The 1515-nt window shown below is 63.4% G+C and carries 1 protein-coding gene and 1 pseudogene; one reads left to right on the plus strand and one right to left on the minus strand.

Annotated elements, in window-relative coordinates; genetic code table 11:
* Positions 1-629 precede the first annotated feature (629 nt).
* A pseudogene (locus M6444_RS22950) lies at positions 630-784 on the plus strand (AAA family ATPase); the annotation flags it as partial.
* 31 nt (positions 785-815) lie between these two features.
* On the opposite strand, the gene rfaD reads toward M6444_RS22950, so the two are convergent.
* Positions 816-1515, minus strand: a 700-nt coding sequence (gene rfaD, locus M6444_RS09265) for an ADP-glyceromanno-heptose 6-epimerase (RefSeq protein WP_298325953.1), incomplete at its 5' end; no start/stop codon positions are given.

Consider the following 1515-nt stretch of genomic DNA (forward strand, 5'->3'; position numbering starts at 1 on the left):
TCACGGCCTCAGGCCACCGCGACGTGACTTTGTTCCAGTCGTCCTCGTTCCAAAACTCTAGATGCCGTTCCAGCAAGCCATTATCCCAAATTTATAATAAGGCTACAAAAGATGCACCTGGAATTGCCCCCAGCCGATTCGCGTGTCCCAAATATGACTAATCGTCAGAATTTACAGACCAGCCGTCGATGACCCGTCTGCAGCACCGAGGGGGTGTCACACGGGGGCTGCAATATGAGTGCGGCGATGCTCAGAATGCCAGATTTTCCCTCAGGGCTCAATAAGTTACGGACGTGATGTTGTTCGTGCGCCGCAGTAGTTTCACGCGGTCGGCAGGTCATTTGAAGACACCAGTCATGACGCTGCAGGTCGACGTCCGTCCTGACGATGTCATCGCCCTCCCTATCACGGCGCCGGTAGCGAGAGCTCCGCCACGTCCTTGCAGGCGTGCGCGATGACGACCAGCACGTCGCTCCTTGCACGCGGCCAGCCCTGCAGAACGGGTCGGCCGAGATCGTGGGCTCCGCCGCAGTAGAAGGCCTGCTCCTCTCAATCTTTCCGGACAGTGGATCGCCGTCTCCCAATCAGCCGGCACCCATAATCCCGAATGGCCGAGGTTCGGAGAAAGCATGTTCGACTGGCCCGTGGAGCGGCGGGTGGGAGAACCCCTTTCGGATACCCCGGCGGTCCTGATCGTGGAGCCACGACGGGCGGGCAAAACCACGCTCGTCCGTAAGATTTAGGGGAAGCCGGCCGGACTGATATCACGCGCGACGATCAGACCCTCACGGACCCCACCACAAGAGCCCCCGACGTCACCGCCCCGCAAGCCACTCGCCATAACGGCGCACGCCGGTCTCGACGTCGGTGAACGCTACATCACAGCCCGTGGCGCGCAACGCAGTGAGGTCGGCCTCGGTACGGCACTGGTACTTGCCGACGAGCGCCTCGGGGAACGGGATGTACTCGATCAAACCGCTGCGGATCTGCTCCGCCAGCGCAAGCGGCGCCTCGCCGCGCTGCGCGCGCACCGCGTTGAGGGTCGCGTGAGCCACGTCGTTGAACGGTTGAGCCCGGCCCGAGCCGACGTTGAAGACGCCGCTGCGCTCTCCATGGCGCAGGAACCACAGATTCACGGCGACCACGTCCTCGACATACACGAAGTCGCGCGTCTGCTCGCCCGGGCCGTAGCCGCCGTACTCTCCGAACAGCTTCACCTTGCCGCGCTCACGGATCTCGCCGAAGTGGTGGCAGGCCACCGAGGCCATGCGTCCCTTGTGCTGCTCGCGCGGTCCGTAGACGTTGAAATAGCGGAAGCCCGCCACTTGATGGCGTGCCGTGGGCAGCATGCGCCGCACGACGTTGTCGAACAGAAGCTTCGAGTATCCGTAGATGTTGAGCGGCCGCTCGCACTCGGGGGATTCGCGAAATGCCCGGACATCCCCGTAGGTGGCGGCCGACGAGGCGTACAGCAGCCGCGTGCCCTGCGCCTGGCAGGCGTCGAGCAGGCCCTTG

Source organism: Haloactinopolyspora sp., from assembly GCF_027324685.1.
Lineage (GTDB): Bacteria > Actinomycetota > Actinomycetes > Jiangellales > Jiangellaceae > Haloactinopolyspora.